Here is a 17,328-nt window from a genome sequence, read left to right as displayed (position 1 = left end):
AGCGAGGAAGGGACCCTTTCAGCACGTCAGGCCGCCATCCGCCTCTGCACGCGCGCTCTCACTTGGTGCACATGGCGTATGCCTTGGCCCGGCCTCCGTCCATCCGGACGGCCCAGGTGTTCGCCTTCCACGAGGAGGGGGCGTTGGCATTGACGGCATCGGCGATGGCGCCGTTGCCGGTGTGAACGGGCTGTGAGTCGTATCCGCCGCCGGCCAGCGTGGTGCCCTCCGGACACGTGGCGTACACGGTCTCGGCGGGGCCCGACCAGTCGGAGGTGACGACGACGGGCGCCTGGTGGGAGTCCTTGCTGCACATGGCATACGCGTTGGCGGTGCCGTCGTCCATGCGCACGGCCCAGGTGTTGGGCTTCGACGTGGAGGGGGCGTTGGCGTTGACCGCGTCGGCGTTCGCCCCGTTGCCGAGGTGCACCGGCTTGGAGTCGTAGCCACCACCCACCAACGTGGTGCCTGCCGGGCAGGTCGCATAGGCGGTCTGCGCGCGCCCGGACCAGCCCGAGGTGACGATCACCGGTGCGTCAGCCGCAGCGGTCGCGCCCACTCCCGGGGCGGCGAGCAGTGAACCGACAGAAGTGACCGCGGCGGCGGACGCAAGCGTCACACAACGCATGAATCGGCGAGACATCGGAAGCCCTTCCTCCACAAGAAACCAGCGAACTCCCCCTTTTTATAAGGAGTTTGAGGACTCCGAGCCGATATCCAACCATCTACCCCAAAAGGGTGAACCAAGCCCTCGCTCACAGGCGGCTCCGCGCCCCACAACCTGCGACACCGACACTCTCGAACTCACCGAAAGGGCCGATCCCGAAGGTCGCGCCGTCAGCCTCTTCGTCCATGACATCGGCGGTCCGCCGGCAGAAGTAGCCGCGCCTCCGAACACCGGCCGTTCGTCGCATCTCCGACCGTCCACAGCGTGTCCGCGTCCACGACGACTCCCCGCGCGGCAGGATCCCCCCATGTCGTACTCCTACGACCCACCCGAGCCGTCCCTCGACAACCTCATGGCCGACGCCCTCGACGAGCTCGAGGAACAGGCCGGTGGCAACCCCGTTCTCGCCGCCGCCGAGTTCCTGCACCGGGCGTTGGTGCTGCACGACCAGCGTCACCAGATCGGCGCGGACGGCCAGGAGGTGGTGCTGAGGATGCCGACCCAGACCACGCTGGCGCTGGCGCTGCTGCTGAAGGACGCGTGGCGGGAGGGGCAGGCGCGTCCGGACTGACAACTGCGCGCGGTTCCTGCCCGGGGCCGGAAGTTACGGTGCTGGCTCGCTCTCCGTGACGCGGCCACGCCGAGTGATGGGCGACGCTGGGATCGACAACGGGTCCGGAGGCATCCGAACGACCCCCTCATCAGGCTGGACGGGTGGCACTCAGGTCCGTACGGAGAACGGCGGCTATGTCCGCGGCCAGCCCCGGGATGTCGTCAAGCCCCAGCGTGGAAACGGTGAGACGAAGGCCCGAGCGGGATCCCAAGCAGAAGCGAGAACCGGGCGCGACCGCCCACCCTCGCCTCAACAGCCCCACCACCGCTGGGGTTTCGTCCGGTACCGGAATCCACACGTTGAAGCCGCTGCGGCCGTACGCCTGGACTCCCTGCTCGGCCAGGGCAAGGATCAGTGCCCTCCGACGCTCTCCATAGAATCCGGCCACCCGCTTGCGGTCCACCGCCTCGCTGTTCCACAGCTGCGCGACGGCCCGCTGGAGCACGTAACTCACCCAGCCAGCCCCGAGGTGCTGCCTGCCCCGGACCCGGTCCACGGTGTCAGCGTCGCCCGTCAGCACCGCCAACCGCATGTCAGGCCCGAAGGCTTTGGTCACCGACCGGATCACCGTCCAGTGCTCGGTCACTGGTCGCCCGCCATCAGCGCAGAGCGAGTGGTAAGGCACGTCAGCGATTGCGTGGCCGAAGTCATCCTCGATCACCAGCACATCGGGACGAAGCCTCAGCACCTCCCGCAGCTCAGCCGCCCGGTGCGCCCCTAACGCCGCCCCTGTGGGGTTCTGCGCACGTGACGTAACGACGAGCGCGACAGCTCCGGCCGCCAGCGCCCGCTCGACGTCGTCGAGACGGGGCCCATCGTCGTCGACCTCGACGCCCACGGCGTTCAGCCCCAACGCAGGCAGGAGGTCCAGCAAGCTGGTCCATCCCGGATCCTCCACAGCCACCAGATCACCGGGTCGTAGCCGAGCTTGCAGGACGCGTTCGATGGCGTCGAGCGCACCGGAGGTGACAGCGATCCGCCCCGGCGGCACACCGTCTGCAAGGAACTCTCGCCGAGCAAGATCCATCAACTGTTCGTCCGCGGAGGCCCTTCCGTAGAGAACAGGGTCACGGTCCTGCTCGGCAGCCGCATGCCGCAGCGCCTCGGCCAGCGAGGGCAACTGCTCCGTCGAGGGGTTCCCGTGCGACAGGTCATGCGCATCGCTGGGAACATCGAACCGGACCTGATGGCGCGGCGTATGGGCCGGCCGCGGCAGCACACGACTGCCGCGGCGGCCGCCGGTCTCGATGACGCCTCGTTCGCGCAGGAGACGGTACGCGGAGGCAACCGTATTGGGGTTGACCCCGAGTTCCGCGGCCAGGTCCCTCAGGGGAGGGAGAGCACTCCCCGGAGCAAGTGCACCGGCCGTCACAGCCTTTTCCACGCTGATCACGATCTCGGCGGCCCGCCGACCCCGAATGCGGTATTTCTCTGACATGATGAACATTCTGCACGATCGAGCCCCACGCGGTAGCGGCTCACGGGGCCGAGCCAGAAAGACTCCTCGCTCCGACATGACTGGAGTCCATCAAATGCGCAGTCGACAGGGGCTCTTGGCGAACCCGTACGGGGTTCGCGTTTGAGGAGCGAACATGCGGAGCCCGCCGGTAAACCCAGCCTGCGCGGTTTTCCCTTGCCACCGATAACCTTGCATCCGGCAACTCACGTCATTATGGCCAATTTCACTCCCCCAGAGACGAAGACTCCACAGCGAATTCTCATGCGTCCGAATTGCGCGTTACCGAAAAGCATTCCTGCGCGACCGCCCCATTTCGCCAGGGTCAGTGAGTGAGGGCGGCCAGGCTCGTGACGACCGCGATGCCTGCGGGGGCGGATGCTCCGTCGGGGGTCTCCCTGCGCAGCCAGACCGCCGTCAGACCGGCACGTTGCGCACCGATGGCGTCGTTGTCGAGGCTGTCGCCGATGTGCACCGTCCGCTCGGGCGGGGTGCCGATTCGGTCACAGGCCAGGAAGAAGGACTCCGGGGAGGGTTTCGCCAGACCTGACTCACCCGAGACGGTGATCGCGTCAAGCCACGGGCTCAGGCCCAACCCTGCGATGCGGCGGCGCTGTTGGCGCCCGTCGGAGTTGGAGAGGACCCCCATCCGGTATCCGGCGGCGCGCACGCGCCGAACGAAGGGAAGGACGTCGGGGTAGAGCCGAAGCCGGGATTCCACGGCCTGTTTGCGTCGCGCGTCAAGCTCGTCGAGACCGGCGGTGCCGGGAACGGGGCGGCCAAGCAGGGTGAGCATCTCGGCGAGACGGTTCCGCTCAAGGGCCTGGTAGCTCACCTGTCCGGAGGTGAATTGTGGATACCAGTGGTCGGTCAGCGCCATCCAGGTCGTGAAATCGGCCTCCGGGCCCAGCACTTCGGCCAGCGCGGCGGGACTCGCCCCGCTGAAGTCGACGAGTGTGTCATCCATGTCCAGCAGAACCCCGGCGGGTCCGGCTGTCCGATCGGGCAGCCGGACCGTGCCGGAGCGCGCGGCCGATCTGGGCGTGGATGCGGTCAAGGATCCTGTCTTTCACTGGAGTTGGCCGGTGCGGTGTGTCCAGACGCTCAGTGGGGTGATGCCACGACCGGGTTGCTGAGGGTCCCTACGGACTCGATGTGGACCTCGATTTCATCGCCGACGTTCAGCGCGCCCGTGCCGACCGGCGTGCCGGTCAGCAGAACGTCGCCGGGGACGAGGGTCATCACCGCCGCGACCCGCTCGATCAGCCCTGCGATGTCCAGCAGCATCTGGGAGGTGCGGCCCTGCTGGACCACCGTCCCGTTGCGCCGGGCCGTGATCGCGAGGTCTCGGGCGTCGATGCCCGTCACGATCCATGGGCCCAGCGGACAGGATGTGTCGAAGCCCTTGGCGCGCGTCCACTGGCCGTCACTCCGCTGTGCGTCGCGGGCCGTGACGTCGTTGGCGCAGGTGTAACCGAGGACGTATGACAGGGCCTCGTCGCGCGACACCTGGCGGCAGGTCCGACCGATGACCACAGCGAGTTCCGCCTCGAAGGCGATCTCGTCGGAGAACGCCGGCCGGACGATGGGCAGTCCGTGGGCGAGCAGCGCGCTGTGGGGCTTGAGGAACAACGGTGCCTCGCCGGAGCCCGTCTCCGTTCCCGCGTAGTTGCGGCCGATACCCACGATCTTCGCGGTGGCCGGGACCGGCGGCAGCAGCGTCACCTCATGGGCGCCGAGTAGGCGGCCGGTGGACGGACACTCGTCCCGGAAGGGACGGGCACTGTCGAACGGGTCGGTCGACAGCAGGACGTATGCGGTGCCCTGTGGGCCTTCGACGACGCTCGCGTACTGCTCGGCGCCCGCGGTGAGAACTCGGGCCAGTCGCATGGCGGCATCCTTCTGTGGGGAGTGGGGTGGTCGATTCGCCGATCATGTCGCCGGAAGGGAAGAGCAGGTCGCGGGGGCCTCCGGCCGCCGCCGGCCGCCGCCGGGTACCGCAGTGCCCGGAACCACAGCAGCGGCCCAGCGGTGGCTGGCCGTTCACTGAGCCGCCACGTCGATCCGCAGCATGGCACGCAGTTCGTTGAAGCGGGCGTCGAGGCTCGCGGGGTCGTCGGCGGTGAAGAGCACGTGGCCGTGCGCCTGCCCGACGTGCGAGGACTCCTGGACGGTGTCACCCACGCTCTTGTACACCTCGACCTCGACGACACCCTCGGTCGCGCGGGCCTCCTCCACACCGTGGATGGCGGTGATCACGCCGGCCTTCTCGGCGAAGAAGCCGAAGAAGGCGGTCGGCCGGGCGGCGCCGGTCCCCTTCAGGTGGGGCTCGCGGTTCAGCGCGACGTCCAGGATGACGTCCACCATGTCGACGCCGGTGCTGGTGAGCACCGAGGTGTAGACCTGGAGGCCGCCGAGCCGTGCGGCGGTCTCCAGGATGACCGGCTCGCCGTTCGCGGGGATGCGGAACTCGGTGTGCGTGACGGCGGTGTGGATGCCCAGCGCCTCGTGCGCATGGGCCGTCAACTCCACGATCCGGTCCTGGATCTCAGGGGAGAGCTGGGAGGGCGTGCGGAAGAAGACCTCTTGGAAGAAGGGGCCCTGCATCGGCAGCGGCTTGTCGTGGATGGCCACGACCTGGGTCTCTCCGTCACGCACGACGGACTCGACGCTGACCTCGCTGCCCTCGACATAGCCTTCCAACAGCAGTGCCGCGCCGTACTTCGCACGGTCCGCCTGGTGCAGCGGGTCGTAGTCGAAGCCGTCCCAGGCCCCGCCCCGGATCATGTCGAAGTGCTCATCGAGTTCGGCCGCGCTGTTGACGCGGCGCACATACATGCTGCCGCCGCCGATCAGCGGCTTCATCACGAGCGGATAGCCGATGTCCGAACCCAGTTGGCGGGCCTCGTCCAGGGTGTGCGCGAGGCCGAAGCCCGGGCCGGGGACGGAGCCGTGCCGGGCGAACGCGGTACGCATCTCGAACTTGTTGCGGGCGATGTGCGCGGTCTGTTCGGAGATGAACGGCAGATCGAGCGCGGCGGCGACCGCCGCGGCGGCGGGCACGCTGTGCTCGACGAAGGACACGACCGCTGCGATCGGCTCGCTCTCCGAGGCCGCCAACTCCCGGGCCGCGGCCACCGTCTCCGCGATGCTGCTGGTTTCCGCATCCACCACGCGGTCGACGAACTCCGGCTCCCACGTGGGGCCGTTGACGATCAGCAGCAGCCGCTCACCATACTGACGGGCGCGGGCGAAGTGCGGCTTGCGGTTGGGAGTGCTGGTGTGCAGGATCAGGACGCTCATGGCAGGTCGGTTCCTCTTTCGGAGTGAGCGGGAAAGCGGGGGCGGGCACAGTGGGCGACACGGTGCGTCGGACGGACACAGGACATCAGAACCGGCCGCGGACCCGAGAATCGCACCCGGGACGTCTCGACGGACAGCGGTGACGGACAGCGGTGTCCGTCGTCCGGTGGTGGTGCGCCCTTACAGCAGCGTGCGCAGGTAGGCGACCGGTCGGCCGCCACCCCACAGCTGCGGCGAGAGCAGCTCCTCCACGGTGCTGCCGGCCGATTCGGGCACCGACAGCCCGCCGAACTCGGTGAACGCACGCAGCGCCACCGGCATCGAGGCGCGGCTCGCGCCGTCGTCGATCTTCACCGCCACCGCCCCGGCTCGCGGCGCGGCCAGCAGGTGCAGGCCCTCGGCCCCCAACTTCACCAGCAGGCCCGGGACGGCCGTCATCGCCCGAGCGTCGATCTGGTCGGTGCCCTCGACCAACTGCGGGTGGGCGCGCATGGCGTCGGCGACCTCCCGCTCCTGGGTGCCCTCGGGGGCCTCGACCAGACGGGCCATCGCGCGCGCCAGGCCGGTCAGACTCACGGCGAAGATCGGCACACCGCACCCGTCGACACCGGTCGCGGTGACCGGCTCGCCCGACAACTCCTCGACCACGGACGCGGCCAGCTTCTGCAGCGGGTGGTCGAGCTCCCGGTAGGTCTCGGTGTCCCAGCCGTTGGCCGCACACGCCGCGAGCATCGCCGCGTGCTTGCCCGAACAGGCCATGTACACCTGCCGCGCCTCGGCTCCGGCGGCGATCAGCGCCCGCTGGGCGGCCGGGTCGCCGGGGAGGTCCGCCGGGCACTGGAGCGCGTCCTGGCCGAGCCCCGCGCCCGACAGGATCGCCTCGACCTGCGCCACATGCATCGGCTCGCCCCGGTGGCTGGCCGCGGCGACCGCGAGTTCGGCGGCGCTGCCTGGCTTCCACCCCGCGCGCAGCATCGCGACGGCGAGCACCGGCTTGACGGCCGAGCGCGGGAAGACCGGGGAAGCCGCGTCACCGACCGACTTCACCAGTACGCCCGAGGGATCGACGACCGCGACGGAACCGCGGTGGAAACTCTCGACGAAACCGGAACGGACGAGCTCGGCGACGTTGTCCCCGCCACGGTATGCGGCGGCGGAGGGATTGGGGCTCACTCGGGACACTCCTTGCGAATCGGTGTGATGGCTACGTGGAAACCAGACGGATCAGCTGGCCGTCAGGCCGTGCCGGAAGAATTGCCGGAGGGAACCCCCGGTGCTTTCGGGGCCGCCGGCTCTCGATAGATGTGCCGGGTGCGCTCGGCCCAGCGCACGGCCGCCGGCTGGGCAAGTCCCGCTGCCAGAAAGAGCAGACCCACGATGTACCAGCCCGGTTTCCCCAGTCCGATGCACAGGGAAGTGAGCAGGGCAGGACCGAAGGATTCGGCCAGACCGAGCCCGATCCCGAACACACCGAGATACTGCCCCTGAGAGTGACTCGGCGCCAGCTCGAAGGAAATCTCGAATCCGCCGGCGGCCTGCCACAATTCGCCGACGCTGTGCACGACGGTGGCGATGACCAGCATGATGACCGCAACCCACGTGGGGACCCCGGCGGACCAGGCAATGGCCACGCACGAGATGAGGAAGGCCACCCCGGACCGACGCAGGGTGAGTCCTGCCGCCCGAGGGCTGTCGATGCTTTTGCTGGCGCGCACCTGAAAGAGCACGACGATGGCGGTATTGGCGATGACGATGGCCGATATGAGCCAGCGCGGTGCGGATGTCTGACTGACCAGCCACAGCGGGATGGCCACCGTCAGCACCCGGTACTGGATCGACAGAATGCCGTCCAGCAGCGACAGCGCGATATAGGGGCGGTCTCGCAGGGCCAGCCAGCGCGGTCCTTCCGCCGGAGCTTCCGGCGGGACCGGCGGCAGGCCGAGCATGATCGCGGCGGAGGCCAGGAGCAGGACCGCATTGCCGACGACGATGAGGAGGTAGGCGCTGCGCGTGTCGGCCTGGGCGGCCCATCCCGCCACCGCGGCCCCCACGGAGATCCCGACATTGGTGACGGATTGAATGTAGGCGCGGAACTCCTGCGGTCGCTTTCCTCCGTAGCGGCGAATGAGCGGGCCGCGCGCGATGAGGCCCGCCCCCTGAGCGGCGGCGGCCAGACTCGCCACCACCAGGAACGGCCAGAAGCTGCTCACCAGGCAGAAGCCCGCCGTCGCGAGGCCACCGAGCACCAGGCTCGCCACATAGATGCCCCGGGCCCCGCGACGGTCGGCCAGATATCCAGCAAAGATCCCGATAGCCACCGATATGAAACCAGCGACGCTGAGCCCGATACCCACCTGTTTAACGGGAAGGTGTGCCGATCTCGTGAAATACAGCACACCCGAGGTGAGGAATATTCCTTTTCCGATGGTGCCGACCAGTGTCGCAAGTGCCAGTACGCGACGTGGCCTGGTGTCGGGAAGCAGTGGAGACATAGGTGATTACGCAATCTTGCATATTAGTTATCGAACATGGAACTGGAGGGTCTGGTTGATGTTCCGCTGCTTCTCGAGAATGTCCTCGCGGGAGTCCCCCGTGAAGATCACGTGCCCGTGCGCCTGCCAGACCCGCGGCGGCACGTCGACCTGCTCGCCGAGCTGGCGGTAGATCATGACCTCCGAGACGCTGTCACTGGCCTCCAGGCTTTCGACTCCGTCGACGGCGACGAGTTCACCGGGCTCCTCCGCGAAGTGCAGCGAGAAGCCGACGTGCCGGAACTTCTCGCTGTCCACGACGACATCGGCGTCCGCGCCCAGCGAAACCTTGGTGAGGACCTCGACCATGTCGACGCCGGTCGACAGCAGCACACTCTGGTACACCGGGCCGCCGCCCAGGCGTGCGCCGGTCTCCAGGATGTAGGGCTCGCCTTCCGGCGAGACCCGGAACTCGGTGTGCGTGGCGCCCTGGGTGATGCCGAGCCCCTCGTGGGCCAGCGTCGTGAACTTCTTCACCTTCTCCAGCGTCTCGCCCGTCAGCACGGTCGGAGTCGCGTAGAACGTCTCCTCGAAGAAAGGGCCGTCCATCGGCGCCGGCTTGTCGTGAACGGCGACGACGGTCGTCTCGCCGTTCTGCACATAGCTCTCGACGCTGATCTCATCACCGACGAGGAACTCTTCGAGGAGAATCCCTTCCGAGTACCGCGCCTTCAGGAAGAACAGCGGGTCGTAGTCGAACCCGGCCCAGGCGCCCTGCCGGATCTCCTCGAAATGCTCGGCCAGTTCCTCCGGGCCGTCGACTCGGCGGACGAACATGCTGCCGCCCCCGATGATGGGCTTCATGACCAGGGGGTACTTGATGGTCCGGGCGGCCTCCTGTGCCTCCTCGACCGAGGACGCGAGCGCGAAGCGCGGCTGCGAGATACCCACGGTCTCGAAGGCGCTGCGCATGCTCAGCTTGTCGCGGCTCTTCGCGGCCGTCTCAGGAGAGATGTACGGAAGACCGAGTTCCGCGGCGACCGCGGCAGCGGCCGGCACGCTGTGCTCGACGAACGCGATCACGCCCGCTATGGGCTCGGACTCTTCCTTCGCGATCTCCACACACCGGGCGACGGTGGCCTCGAGGTTGCCGGTGGGCGCGGCGTAGACCGCATCGACGTATTCGAGCTCCCAGCTGGGCTCCTCCACGACGACAATCGCCCGGTGGCCCAGCGCGTGGGCGGTCTCCGCAGCCTTGGCGAGGTGCTTGCGGCGACTCGCGTTGCGGGTGTGCAGGATCATCAGGGTCATTTCAGTGCACCTTTCGAATTGCGATTGCCATGTCCGGCGAGACCTCGTCGACCGACGTGTCCAGTACGAGGACGGCCGGGCCCGGTCGGGAGAAGAAGGACGCGATCTCCGACGCGTCGCGGGCCGGGTCGTCGCAGGCCATCACGGGCAGGCCGATCGCCGCACAGATGGTGGGCCAGTCGATCCGGCGGAAGTCCCGGCTGACAGCGGCGGCCCCGTGACGGTGGATGGCGTGTTGGTCGATCAGATTGAGCCGTCCGTTGTCGAGGACGGTGATCTTCACGTTGAGACCGAGGCGTTCGATGGTCTCCAACTCGCCGATGGCCATGGTGAGTCCGCCGTCGCCGACCAGGGTCCACACCGTCGCGTCGGGGCGTGCGACGGCCGCGCCGACGGCCGCGGGGATCGCGTAGCCGAGGCTTCCGGTCCCGCGCGGGGTGATGAGTCGCTGCGGCGGCGCCAGGCGCAGCAGCGCGCCGAACCAGCCGCTCGCGACGCTGGCCTCGCCGACGCAGACGTCCCGGTCGGACAGCTCCGCGTTGACCGTCGCCACCAGGGAGGCGGTGCCGGTCTTCGACCAGTCGCCGGCGGTGGCGGTCGACGGACGGGGACCGCCGTAGGCCCACTCTCCCAGCTCGCCGGTGAGCAGCTTGAGGCCGCCGGCGATGTCCTCGCGCAGCAGGCAGCCGCGCGCCGGGTCGGCCTCCTCGATCGTCGGGTCGTCGTCGATCCGGACGAGGAACTGGTCGGGCGACGGCCACGCGTACTGGTTGGTCGACTTGTCGCCCATCTTGGAGCCCGCGTAGAGCACGACCTCGCAGCCGCTGATGTACGCGTTCGCGGGCGTGTCGCCCTTCGACCCGACCACCCGGGGAAGGTCGCTGTCGACCTCGGAGAGGACGCCCTTGCCGTTGAGCGTGGTGAACACCGGGATGCCGAACCGGTCGACGAACTCCCGCAGTGCCTCGGCTGCGCCCGCCGCGTGGCAGCCGCCACCGGCGATCAGGGCGACGCTCGCTCCCCTCCTGACCGCTTCGGCGGCCCGCGCGACCGCGTCGCCGACCGTGGCGGCCGTGTCCGCGGGCGCCGTCGCGCCGGCCGCGGCGGACGGCGCATCCAGCAGTGCCGGGTCCGCCTCGGCCTCCAGGACGTCGGGGGCGATCTCCACGACGACCGGGCCGCGGCGGGGCCGCTCCGCGAGGGCGAGCGCGGCGTCGATGACGCCCAACGCACCCCGCTGCTCACGGACCACGTAGACGTGCTTCGCGACGCTGTCGAAGAGCCGCGCGTGCTCGACCTGTCCCGTCGCCCACGGCCTCGGGGTGCTCTTGCTGGGCCCCGAGGTGATCAGCACCAGCGGCGTGCCGCTGTTGTATGCCTCCAGGAGGGCCGGGGTGGCGTAGGGAGAGCCGATTCCCCCCGGGGCGTCGCAGACCGCGACGCCCCCGCTGATCCGGGCGTAGGCCTCGGCCGCGTAGGCCGCTCCCCGGGGGCACCGGCCGACGACGTGGGTGAGCTCGTCGCTTCGTTGGAAGGCGGCGTAGAGCGAGAGCGAGGTCTCGCCGGGGTAGCCGAAGACCTGGGAGACGCCGTGCTTCGCCAGCCTGCGGGCGATTTCGTCCGCGACCGTGGTCATGAGGCCACGGCCAGGATGTTCGTCGGCGTGGGCAGCATGGGTCGCTCCGCACCGGTGAGGATGACGAGCAGGTCGCTGTCCTCCTTGAGGGAGCCTTCCTGCGCCATCCGCATCGCGCCCGCGAGGCACGCGGCGGCCGCGTAGCAGGCGTCGAAGCCGAGCGACTTCAGCAGCCCCTTGGCCATGTGCATGTCGTGCGTCCGGGCGGCCACCAGGGCGCCGCCCGTGTTGAGGGCCATCGCGCGCAGGTAGGGGTAGGTGTTCGTCGGGTCGCCCCGCTGGATGGCGTGGGCCAGTCCCTCGGGGTTCTCGACGATGTCCTCCTGCGCGATCGCGGCGCGGCCCGCGTTCCACGCGCTGACCATGGGAGCGCAGCTGTCCTCCTGCACGCCGACGAAGGCCGGCGTGCTCTCCAGGAGGCCGAGGCGGTTCATCTCCACGGCGCCCTTGTAGCCGCCGAGCAGCCCCATGCCGCTGCTGATGGCCTGGAAGACGTGGGTCGGGGCCGACGGCATCTGCTGGTAGGCCTCGATGTAGGACATCTTGAGGCCCTCGCGGCGGGCGTAGTTGAAGAAGCCGCCCTCCCAGAAGTACCCGTTGTCCTCGGCGAACTTCTGGGCTATCGCGCCCGCGCCGACGAAGCTGCCGGCGACGGCGTGCGTGTCGATCTGGGGGTGGTCCGCGTAGTTCAGGCGGTACGCGAACTGCTCGCCCACGAAGATGTGGAGCTTGAAGCCGCGGACGAGGCTCATCGAGTTCGCGTAGGCCATGGAGCTGTTGCCCGTGGAGGCCATCACGAACTCGCGGACACCGAGGCCCTTGAAGCGGCTCAGGGAGGCCGACGCGATGCGGTCCTTGGTCGAGCGCGTGGGGTTGCGCGTCTCGTCCTTGATGTACACCGAGCGGACGCCGAGGAGGCGGGCCAGCGCGGGCACGTCGGTGCAGGGAGTGTTGCCCTCGCCCAGCCAGGTGATGTGGTCCTCTTCGGCGACGGGCAGGACGTCCTTGTAGCGCAGCAGCGGGTTGGGGTTCGAGTCGAGCGCCCCGAACTCCACCCGGTCGAGCGGGTACAGGACGTCGATCGCGCCCTTGCAGGAGGGGCATCGGTGCGCCCTGTCGTCCGTCTCCTTCTCGCAGTCGAGACAGAGGAAGACGGGACGGTCGGCCGGTGTGCGGTTCGCGTAGAGCTTCTGGTAGTCAAACATCAGGATCCCCCGGAATCCTTGTCTTCTCGCGGGCACGTGGTGACGGCCGTTCCGGCCTTCAGCCCGAGTGCGTGGCCGTTTCGGAAGTCCGCGCCCTCGACGAGGATGTTGTAGTGGTTCGGCATGTGGGTTTCGTCGAAGCCGCTGATGGTGCCGAGCGTGCGCCCCTCGCAGACCAGGGCGTCGCCGACCGCGAGGACGCCCGACGTCTCGAAGGTGGCGAATCCGTAGTACTCGACGTGGTCGACGGGGTAACGGGGGCCGGGTCCCACGTTGATGAACTCGTGCACCTCACCCGCGCGAATGCACCGGGTCTGCCAGGCCGACGGCTCGATGGCGCGGTCGTGTCGCGTGTGGTCCATCACTGCGGCCCAACGCAGACGTAACGGTTCTCTACTGGTAAACATCATTCCCTGCTTCTCGGAAAGTTCTGTCGGAAAATTCCGTGAGTGAGCGCCGTCAGCGCGGGTTCACCGCGTACGGCAGGTCCCAGGCCGAGGAACCCTGGTGGAAGCGCGGACCGAAACGGCTCGATCCCCGCAGCCGCCGGTACAGCGAGATCGGAACGAACACCGCGACGAACACCGCGGATGCTGCAAAACGCATGGAGACCATTCCTTGTCAGTCGAGCGGGATCTCGTCGCGCCAGTCGACGGATTCGGCGAACGGCGGCTGGTCGTCCTTGTGCAGGAGGTGGCTGCCGAGGACGAGCACGTCCATCCCCGTGCGCATGAAGCAGCGGTAGGCGTCCTCGGGGGTGTGCACGATGGGCTCGCCGCGCACGTTGAACGACGTGTTCACCAGGACAGGGCAGCCGGTCGCCGCCTTGAAGGCGCTCAGGAGCCGGGCGTACGGGGCGTTGTCGCGCTCGGTGACGGTCTGCACCCTGGCAGAGAGGTCCACGTGCGTGATGGCGGGCAGCTCCGAACGGGCCTCGTTGATGCTGCCCAGGCCGCGGCTTGGCCCGCCGGGCTTCCGCGAGGTCTCGGTCTTGATCCGGTCTGCGACCTCGGCGACCACCAGCATGTACGGGCTGTCGCCGACCAGACCGAAGTAGTCCTTGGCGTCCGCGCCGAGGACGGCCGGCGCGAACGGCCGGAACGACTCACGGAACTTGATCTTGAGGTTCATGCGCTTCTGCATGGACTGGTCGCGCGGGTCGCCGATGATCGACCGGGCGCCCAGGGCGCGCGGGCCGAACTCCATGCGTCCCTGGAACCAGCCCACCACGGCGCCCTCGGCCAGGTGGCCGGCCACCTCGTCGTACAGCTTGTCCTGCGGGAACGTGGTGAAGACGTAGCCGTTCTCCTGCAGGAACTTCTCGACCTCGCCGTCGGAGAAGCTCGGCCCGAGCAGCGCGCCGGACATGCCGTCGCCACCGTCGGCCAGGTGCGGCCGACCGTGCGCCGGGACCGAGTGGTCGAGTGCGGCGCCCAGAGCGCAGCCCGCGTCGCCGGCCGCCGGCTGGATCCACAGGTCGTCGACGATGCCGGAGCGGCTGAGCACGCCGTTGGCGACGCAGTTCAGGGCGACGCCGCCGGCCATGACGAGCGCGCGTTCGCCGGTCTGCTCGACCGCCGCCCGCGCCAGGCCCAGCACGATCTCCTCGGTGACCACCTGCACGGAGGCCGCCAAATCGCAGTGCCGCTGCTCCAGTTCGCTCTCCGCGTCCCGGATCGGCGCGCCGAACAGCTCCTCGAAGGCGCGCCCGACCATGCGGCTGCCCTGGTGGAACTCGAAGTACTTCATGTTCAGCGTGAACGAGCCGTCGGGCCGGATGTTCACCAGCTCCCGGCGGATGACGTCCGCGTACCGCGGCTCGCCGTAGGGCGCCAGGCCCATCAGCTTGTACTCGCCGGAGTCGACCTTGAAGCCGCAGTAGTAGGTGAACGCCGAGTAGAGCATTCCCACCGAGTGCGGATAGGAGACCGAGTTGACCAGTTCCAGGGAGTTGCCGCGGCCGTGCCAGATCGTCGTCGTCTGCCATTCGCCGACGCCGTCGATCGTGAGCACCGCCGCGTTCTCGAACGGCGAGGGGAAGAACGCCGATGCGGCGTGCGAGCGGTGGTGCTGCGAGGCGACCGCCCGCGGCGCCGCGCCGCGCCCCATCGCCACGAGCTCGGCGTCCACGCGCTTCAGGACGTCGCGCTTCCAGCGCAGCCATTCCGGCAGGACGGCCGAGAACGGCCGGAGACCGCGCGGGCCGGCGCTGGCGAACGAGGACAGCACCCGCCCGTACTTCAGCGCCGGGTCCTCGTAGTAGACGACGGCGTCGAGCTCCGCCAGGGATATCCCTGCGTGGTCCAGGCAGTACGCGATCGCGTCTGACGGGAACCCGGAATCGTGCCGGATCCTGCTGAAACGCTCCTGCTGCGCTGCTGCGACGACGACGCCGTCGCGGACCAACGCGGCCGCGCTGTCGTGATAGTAGGCCGAAATTCCCAGCGTATACATGGACATCAGGACACCTCCACCGGTGCGTGGTGGAACAGCGACCCGCCTTGCGATCGAGGTTTCCACGGAGTTGTCAGGAATCGGTCGCCGATCCGGTCAGCGATGGTGGACGACGGCAGCGGGGCCAGCGACTCGTAGCCGATGCGGATCCGCTCCCATTCGGCGGCGGACTCCGCCGGGGTCGACAGCTTCGACACCGTGCGCATGTGGGTGTCGATGGCGTCGGCGGCCCAGGCGGAGTGGCCGGTGGACACGTTGTCGATCGTGTTGTGCAGATCGACGAAGTGCGTGGAGAAGCCGTAGTGCTTCAGGAAGCGCCGGGCGGTGCGGTAGCTGCCGCCGACGCCGGAGAGTTCCATCGCCAGGTTCATGCCGAGGATCTCCGACATGAAGGTGTGCGGCAGCTTGCCCAGGCACAGCCAGTACACCGGCCGCTCCAGCGACTCCTCGCGGAACCGGGTGTCGTAGGCGAACTCCCGGCTGCCGGTGGGCGCGAGATCGATGCCCATCTCCCGCAGCACGTCACGGTAGATCTTGGGGTGGTTGAGCTCGATGTCACCGTTGCCCAGCTCGTCCCAGTACGTCTCGAACAGCGGGAAGCCGTACCGGGTGGTGGCGAGCCCCGCGTCGGTGAAGCCCTGCAGCCACGAACCGTCGATCAGCGTCAGCGGCGCCAGCTGCAGGGTCTCGTCGATGACCTGCTCGCGGGTCGGCAGGTCGCCGGACCTGCCGGTCTCGAACTCGACGCCGTGCTTGTCGTGCATGTCCAGCAGCCAGGGACGCAGTCCCGCGGACGTCCACCGCTCGGGCAGCGAACGGTCCGTGCGGCCCAGCGACCGCTTCGCCCGGGCCAGCCAGCGGTTCACGTACCGGAGGGCGAAGTCGCGGGTGCCCGGGGCCAGCACGCGGCCCTGCAGCACGAAGTACGCCTCGCGGATGTCGGCCGGCACCACGCCCTCCTCGGCCGTCCGGTCGAGGAGGCCGGGAGCCGGCGCGCCCGGGACCCGCGCGGCCGACGGCGGCACGGGCTCCGGCTCGGAGTCGGCCAGCGAGTCGATCCACTTCGAGATCACCTCGACGTCGTCGGCCGAGAAGACCCGGAACATCGGGCCCTTCGGTCCGATCAGGCCGTTGACCAGCGAGCTGCGCTCGGCGTTGCCCGGCTTGACCATGCGGGTCGCGGCCAGCTCCGTCAGCAGCGGACCCGGGTCGGTCTTCGCCTGCTTCAGCAGTTCGGAGAGCGTCTCTCCGCCGCCCATCCGGAAGTTCTGGTGGTAGACGGCGCCTTCCCGGGCCCGCTCCCGAATGAGTTGTTCCATCGCACGCTGCGGGTGCAGCGCGGCGCGGGCCTCGTCGAGCAGCAGCTCGTTCCATGACCGCAGGGCGTCGAGCATCCAGGCCGCGCCGAACGCGACCTGGCGGCGCGCGGCCTCGTCCGTCGCGCAGAACCTCTCGGCCACGCCACGCGAGACGTCCAGGGGCGCCGCGAGGTCGGTGGCCCCGGTGGACCGTGCCAGGTCCAGGCGCGCCCACTCGGCCGGGGCGCCGTCGCTCGCGCGGAGCGCCTCCCAGCAGGGGAGCATGCCGACGGAACGCAGCACCACATCGATGCCGCCGATCAGCGGCGCGAACGCGTCGCTGCGTCGGCTGATCGCGAACAGGGCCGCGGGCAGCGCGAACATGTGGTCCCGGACCGACCGCTCGGCGGCCAGTTCGTCGGCGTCCACGGCCAGTTCGGGACGGCCGTACTGCGTCGCGAGGACCTTGAACGCGTCGTAGCGCGACGAGCGGGGCCCGCCGACGCCGATGTCGTCGGCGAAGAGGGCCAGGATCGTGAGGTGGACCTCGTCCTCGAAGACCCCGGGCGCGCTCATGCCCTGCAGCCAGGCCCCGAGCGTCGAGGCGAACGGCCCGGACTGGCGGAGCAGCGCGTGCGCCAGGGTCTCCGATGCCTCGGTCCGGTCGGCAGAGTCTGTCAACTCCCGGTAGGCGCTGCCCTGTTCGTTCCGCCACGAGGAAGCCTCGTCGAGCGTGACGGACAGGTGCGGAGGGTCGGTCTCGGGATCAACAGACGCGACCTCGGCCATGAGTGTCTGGATTGCGGTGGTGCCCAGAAATAATTCTGGGTCGACACACCGGCGGTACGTCTCACGCCACATTGGATGCTCTCTTGCTGTACTCGACCGGCCTTAGAACATCGGGTAAATGGAAG

The 17,328-nt window shown here is 69.0% G+C and carries 15 protein-coding genes; 1 reads left to right on the top strand and 14 read right to left on the bottom strand.

Annotated elements, in window-relative coordinates; all coding sequences use genetic code 11:
* Window positions 1-58 precede the first annotated feature (58 nt).
* Complete coding sequence (locus tag ACLJT4_RS25750; protein WP_411125600.1) at window positions 59-619, bottom strand: hypothetical protein; 561 nt, start codon at window positions 617-619, stop codon at window positions 59-61.
* Window positions 620-974: 355 nt separating this feature from the next.
* On the opposite strand from ACLJT4_RS25750, the gene ACLJT4_RS25745 reads away from it, so the two are divergent.
* Entirely contained in the window at window positions 975-1,238 is a 264-nt protein-coding gene (locus tag ACLJT4_RS25745) for a hypothetical protein (protein WP_233659774.1), read from the top strand.
* A 130-nt stretch (window positions 1,239-1,368) separates the two neighbouring features.
* On the opposite strand, the gene ACLJT4_RS25740 is transcribed toward ACLJT4_RS25745, so the two are convergent.
* The 13 genes from ACLJT4_RS25740 to ACLJT4_RS25680 form a co-directional block, all read right to left on the bottom strand.
* Window positions 1,369-2,718, bottom strand: a complete 1,350-nt coding sequence (locus ACLJT4_RS25740) for an aminotransferase class I/II-fold pyridoxal phosphate-dependent enzyme (RefSeq protein ID WP_411125598.1) — start codon at window positions 2,716-2,718, stop codon at window positions 1,369-1,371.
* Window positions 2,719-3,061: 343 nt separating this feature from the next.
* Entirely contained in the window at window positions 3,062-3,793 is a 732-nt protein-coding gene (locus ACLJT4_RS25735; protein ID WP_411125596.1) for an HAD family hydrolase, read from the bottom strand.
* Between the two features lie 47 nt (window positions 3,794-3,840).
* On the bottom strand, window positions 3,841-4,626 hold the full coding sequence (locus ACLJT4_RS25730; RefSeq protein WP_411125594.1) for a fumarylacetoacetate hydrolase family protein: 786 nt from the start codon (window positions 4,624-4,626) through the stop codon (window positions 3,841-3,843).
* A gap of 153 nt (window positions 4,627-4,779) precedes the next feature.
* Window positions 4,780-6,039 (bottom strand): ATP-grasp domain-containing protein, encoded by a 1,260-nt coding sequence (locus ACLJT4_RS25725; protein WP_411125592.1) that lies wholly within the window; start codon window positions 6,037-6,039, stop codon window positions 4,780-4,782.
* A gap of 180 nt (window positions 6,040-6,219) precedes the next feature.
* Window positions 6,220-7,212 (bottom strand): asparaginase, encoded by a 993-nt coding sequence (locus tag ACLJT4_RS25720; protein WP_411125590.1) that lies wholly within the window; start codon window positions 7,210-7,212, stop codon window positions 6,220-6,222.
* A gap of 62 nt (window positions 7,213-7,274) precedes the next feature.
* Window positions 7,275-8,531 carry an MFS transporter gene (locus ACLJT4_RS25715; RefSeq protein ID WP_411125588.1) on the bottom strand — a complete coding sequence of 419 codons (1,257 nt, stop codon included), beginning with the start codon at window positions 8,529-8,531 and terminating at the stop codon, window positions 7,275-7,277.
* Between the two features lie 27 nt (window positions 8,532-8,558).
* Entirely contained in the window at window positions 8,559-9,821 is a 1,263-nt protein-coding gene (locus tag ACLJT4_RS25710; RefSeq protein ID WP_411125586.1) for an ATP-grasp domain-containing protein, read from the bottom strand.
* A 1-nt stretch (window position 9,822) separates the two neighbouring features.
* Window positions 9,823-11,457 (bottom strand): thiamine pyrophosphate-binding protein, encoded by a 1,635-nt coding sequence (locus ACLJT4_RS25705; protein ID WP_411125584.1) that lies wholly within the window; start codon window positions 11,455-11,457, stop codon window positions 9,823-9,825.
* Complete coding sequence (locus ACLJT4_RS25700) at window positions 11,454-12,662, bottom strand: threonine synthase (protein WP_411125582.1); 1,209 nt, start codon at window positions 12,660-12,662, stop codon at window positions 11,454-11,456. The genes ACLJT4_RS25705 and ACLJT4_RS25700 overlap by 4 nt, the downstream gene beginning before the upstream one ends.
* Window positions 12,662-13,069, bottom strand: coding sequence for a DUF6917 domain-containing protein (locus tag ACLJT4_RS25695; RefSeq protein ID WP_411125655.1), 408 nt, complete (start codon window positions 13,067-13,069; stop codon window positions 12,662-12,664). The genes ACLJT4_RS25700 and ACLJT4_RS25695 overlap by 1 nt, the downstream gene beginning before the upstream one ends.
* Before the next feature lie 52 nt (window positions 13,070-13,121).
* Complete coding sequence (locus ACLJT4_RS25690) at window positions 13,122-13,268, bottom strand: hypothetical protein (RefSeq protein WP_402065048.1); 147 nt, start codon at window positions 13,266-13,268, stop codon at window positions 13,122-13,124.
* A 15-nt stretch (window positions 13,269-13,283) separates the two neighbouring features.
* A complete protein-coding gene (locus ACLJT4_RS25685) occupies window positions 13,284-15,122 on the bottom strand; it encodes a carbamoyltransferase (RefSeq protein WP_411125580.1) in 1,839 nt (612 codons plus the stop codon).
* A complete protein-coding gene (locus ACLJT4_RS25680; RefSeq protein WP_411125578.1) occupies window positions 15,122-17,203 on the bottom strand; it encodes an iron-containing redox enzyme family protein in 2,082 nt (693 codons plus the stop codon). The genes ACLJT4_RS25685 and ACLJT4_RS25680 overlap by 1 nt, the downstream gene beginning before the upstream one ends.
* Window positions 17,204-17,328 lie beyond the last annotated feature (125 nt).

Source organism: Streptomyces sp. x-19 (genome assembly GCF_046549115.1).
GTDB lineage: Bacteria > Actinomycetota > Actinomycetes > Streptomycetales > Streptomycetaceae > Streptomyces > Streptomyces albulus_C.
This window is presented reverse-complemented; position numbering and strand designations above follow the sequence as displayed.